Raw genomic sequence first — 3,690 nt, 5'->3', positions numbered from 1 at the left:
GTGGATGCCGCGCTGACTCGCCGTGCCGAACAGGAGGATGCATGCTGAACTTGCCCAGCCCGCAAACTGCGTTGCCGCCTGATCCGGCGCTGCCGGGCTCGGTGCCGGCTTTGGCGCCGCCGATGATGTCGGCGGATCCGCAGGCGTCGCTCGAATTGCGGCCTTTCGCTGGCGCACCGCTGCCGATCTTTGCTGGCCTGCTGGCGGCGCAGACGCCGCTGGCGGAAGCGGCTGCCGGCCCCGTGGAGATTGTGGCCGTGCCAGCGGAACCCGCTGAATCCCCGGCCATCGAGCAGGCCTGGGCGCTGGTTCTGGTGCCGGAACTGGCCAATCTGCCTGCCGAACTTGCCCCGCCGGCCAGCCCGGTGCCTGCCGCCCAGATTGAACCAACGCCAGACCCGGCACCCGAATTGGCGCCCGAATTTGTCCCCGCAACGGGGGCCGCCGCTGGCGACATGGCTGGTCGCAGCGTGACCCTCCCGAACACGGGCGGCAGCGGTGCGTGGCCGATGCGGGCCGTCAGCAGCCCGCGCCTTGCCGGGTTGCCGCTGGCGGCTGATCCGGGGCGGGTGCGGAACTGGCTGAGTGGCCTGCCATCTGCCCCCCCACTTTCCGGCCAACCGCTTCCCGGTTCACCGATCACTGCGACACCGCCGACCGAATTCATCCTGCGCAATGTCACCGGCCAGCCGATCCCCTTTCCCACCGCTGATCAGCCGCCGTGGTATGATCCGCAGGTGCCGCCGCCGTGGTTTGATCCGGCCAATCCGCCGCCGGCCTGGAGCGATCCAACCCAGCCCGCGCCGCTGTGGTATGATCCCACCAAAGTGCCACCTGCCTGGCTTGATCCGGCACGGGTGCCGGCGGCCTGGTTTGCCGCCCAGCGCCCGCCGGTCATCGCAACCAGCGCCCTGGTGGCCGTGCCGCCAGATCCGGTTTCCGCCACCACGGCAACCGCAGCGCTTCCGTCATTGGTTCAGGTGACGGCCCCTGAAATGGCTGCGGCTTCGGCCCCAGCTTCTGCACCGGCGTTGCCGCCCATCAGCGCCGAACGGGCGCGGCGCGCGGCTTTCGATGAACCGGCCGTACTGGCCGAACGGTCGCAGCCGCAATCCAGCCTGCCGACATTCGCCCTTGCAACGCCGCCTTCGCCGATCCTGTCATCGCTGCCGGCCCCGCCGCTGCCGGCTCCGTCTCTGCCGGCTTCAGCTCTGCCGTCTGCGGCACCTGCAGAAGCGGCCGCGCCGGCTGAATCCAATCCAGCCCTCACGATCACCAGCGATCGGCTGGGCGATGTCGCCGTGCGCCTGAGTGGGGGGCCGGATCAACTGCAGGTGGTGATGCAGGCCCAGCCGGCGGCGGCTGCGCTTATCGGGGCCGATGCAGCGCGCCTGAGCCAGGATCTGGCGGCAGCCGGCGTCGCGTTGGCGGGCCTGTCGGTCAATGGCCAGCGCGCCGATCTGGCCGGCGGCGGGCGTGAGCGCCAGCGCCAATCCGGCAAAGATTCCTGGCGTGATGGCGACGCGCCGATTGCCGCCGCGCGCCGGCTGTCTGCTCGTTCGCTGGCCGCCCGCTCCACCCTGACTGTTGACCGTTTTGCCTGAGGACCCCGCCATGGCCGAAGTAGACCCAAAAGTGAAAGAAAAGCCCAAGAAGAAGGGGCTGCCGGCAGTGCTGGTGCCGCTGCTGGCCTGCGTGCTGGGCGCTGGCGCGGGCGGGGCTGGTGCTGCGATTGCCCTGCTGAAATTCGGGCCCGGCCTGGCCGGCGGCGGCGGCGGGCATGCCCCGGCGGCGGCGGCGCACGATCCAGTGCCGGAAGGGCCGCTGGAATATGTCGAAGTTGATAACGCCTTCACCTCCAACCTCGCCGACAGCGGCCGCTATCTGCAGATAAAAATCTCGCTTTCGACCTTTGGCGGCACGGAGGCGGTGGAATCGATCGAAAAACACAAGCCGGCGATCGTCTCGACCGTGCTGGCAGCGCTGGGCGAAGTGCGCGAACCCGATCTGGAAAGCGCAAAGGCCAAGGACGAACTGCGCGAACGGCTGAAAGGCGTCATCAACAGCGCATTGAAATCCAAGGGCGAACCCGGCGGAGTGGAAGAAGTGTTCTTCACGTCGCTGGTGGTGCAATGAGCAATCTGCTGATCCGCACCGAAGCGCCGCCGGAACCCGATTTCGTCGACAGCTGGCGTCCGCGCCTGGCTGAATCGCCGCCCGACGACGGCGACGATACGCCGTTCGAGCCGTTGATCATGGCGCTGGAAGATGAATTGACCCGCACTCTCGGTGTCGAGGTAAGTGTGCATCCCGGGCGCGGCTTGCCGCCCGGTGCGCCCGATATCGCCCTGGAACTCGGCGCGCTGCTGGCCACTATCCGGCTGGGCGGCGATGTCAGCCGGCCGGTGGGGCAGATTTCCGGCGTCGTTACCGTCCGCCATGCAAAATTGCTGGGCGAACAATTGACGGGCCTGGCCCATCGCCTGTGGCCGGCCGGCCGGCGGCGTCCGTCGATCACGCTGGATGTGCTGGCCACCGTTGCGGAAGACGTCAGCGTGGTCGGCAGCATCCGGCTGACCGCGCCGGCCGATCCGGTGCCGGTGCTGCCGCCGGTGACGCTGGGTGCCGCCTTGTTCGAATTGCCGGTGCGGCTGGCGGTGCGCATCGCCGATGAAGCCGTGCCGCTGGCGCGCATCCTGCCGCTGCAACCTGGCCTGATCATCCCGTTCAACGCCTGCCCCGACATGCCGGTGCTGCTGGGCGACCATCAGGTGGCGTTCGCCAACCTGACGCCGCTGCCTGATGGCCGCCAGCAGGCCAGCATCACTGCCACCGTACTGAAACCCATCGGAGACCGCGTATGACCATCGACCCCGGCAACATGCAGGGCCAGCCCACCGATCCGCCGCATGATGTCACCCGCTTGGGCGGCTTTGGCGCGATCAGCGTGCGGCTGGCCATCGAGGTGGGCGGCATCCGCCTGAAGCTGGCCGATGTGCTCGGCATGGCGCCCGGCCAGGTGCATGTGCTCGACCGCCGGGTGGATCAGCCGGTGGACGTGCTGATTTCCGAACGGCTGGTGGCGCGCGGCGAGATCGTGAGTGTGGGTGACAAGTTCGGCGTACGGCTGACCGAAGTGCTGCCGGGGGGCGGGCTGTGATTGGGATAAACACGCTCCTTCACCGTCGCCCCGGACTTGATCCGGGGCCCCGCTTTCTTGGCGAGCGTGACGCAGAAACAGCGGGGCCCCGGATCAAGTCCGGGGCGACGGGTGAGGGGGGTAGAATGCCGTCCACCATCGGCGCGTTGGTGGAGAGCTTGCGCCGACGGGCGACCGGGCTGAGCCTGCCGGCCCGTCATGCCGCGGTCCTGCAATCGCTGCCCCTTGGCCCCGGCAGCCGGTTGATCGTGGTGGAGTTTGCCGGCAAGCGCCTGCTGGTCGGCCAGTCACGCGCGGGATTGAGCCTGCTTGGCGAGGCCGCACCAGAGTCGCCTGTCGCATGACCGAAGTGCTGAACCTGCCGCCGCTGTCGGCGTCATTGCAGATATTGCTGCTGATGTCGGCGCTGACGCTGCTGCCGGCGGCGCTGTTGATGATGACCGCCTTTACCCGCATCGCCATCGTGCTGGCCATTTTGCGGCAGGCGCTGGGGCTGGGGCAGAGCCCGCCCAACCAGCTGCTGGTCGGCA

At 68.6% G+C, this 3,690-nt stretch carries 5 protein-coding genes and 1 pseudogene; all 6 read left to right on the top strand.

From position 1 onward, the window contains the following. Positions 1-41: 41 nt before the first annotated feature. Positions 42-1,604: a flagellar hook-length control protein FliK gene (locus tag RMO81_RS04775; RefSeq protein WP_310474613.1), complete on the top strand. Its 1,563-nt coding sequence runs from the start codon at positions 42-44 to the stop codon at positions 1,602-1,604. 10 nt (positions 1,605-1,614) lie between these two features. Continuing rightward, on the top strand, positions 1,615-2,136 hold the full coding sequence (gene fliL / locus RMO81_RS04770) for a flagellar basal body-associated FliL family protein (RefSeq protein WP_310474612.1): 522 nt from the start codon (positions 1,615-1,617) through the stop codon (positions 2,134-2,136). Next, positions 2,133-2,864: a hypothetical protein gene (locus RMO81_RS04765; RefSeq protein ID WP_310474611.1), complete on the top strand. Its 732-nt coding sequence runs from the start codon at positions 2,133-2,135 to the stop codon at positions 2,862-2,864. The genes fliL and RMO81_RS04765 overlap by 4 nt, the downstream gene beginning before the upstream one ends. After that, on the top strand, positions 2,861-3,160 hold the full coding sequence (locus RMO81_RS04760; protein WP_310474610.1) for a FliM/FliN family flagellar motor switch protein: 300 nt from the start codon (positions 2,861-2,863) through the stop codon (positions 3,158-3,160). Before RMO81_RS04765 ends, RMO81_RS04760 begins: the two co-directional genes overlap by 4 nt. A 125-nt stretch (positions 3,161-3,285) precedes the next feature. Next, the gene (locus RMO81_RS04755) at positions 3,286-3,504 is read left to right on the top strand and encodes a flagellar biosynthetic protein FliO (RefSeq protein ID WP_310474609.1); all 219 of its coding nucleotides are present in this window, start codon (positions 3,286-3,288) and stop codon (positions 3,502-3,504) included. Then, positions 3,501-3,690, top strand: a pseudogene (locus RMO81_RS04750) (flagellar biosynthetic protein FliP); the annotation flags it as partial. The gene RMO81_RS04755 and the pseudogene RMO81_RS04750, both read left to right, overlap by 4 nt.

This window comes from Sandarakinorhabdus sp. (genome assembly GCF_031422795.1).
Taxonomy (GTDB): domain Bacteria; phylum Pseudomonadota; class Alphaproteobacteria; order Sphingomonadales; family Sphingomonadaceae; genus Sandarakinorhabdus.
The sequence above is the reverse complement of the archived record's forward strand: the minus strand, read 5'-3'. Positions and strand labels throughout refer to the sequence as shown.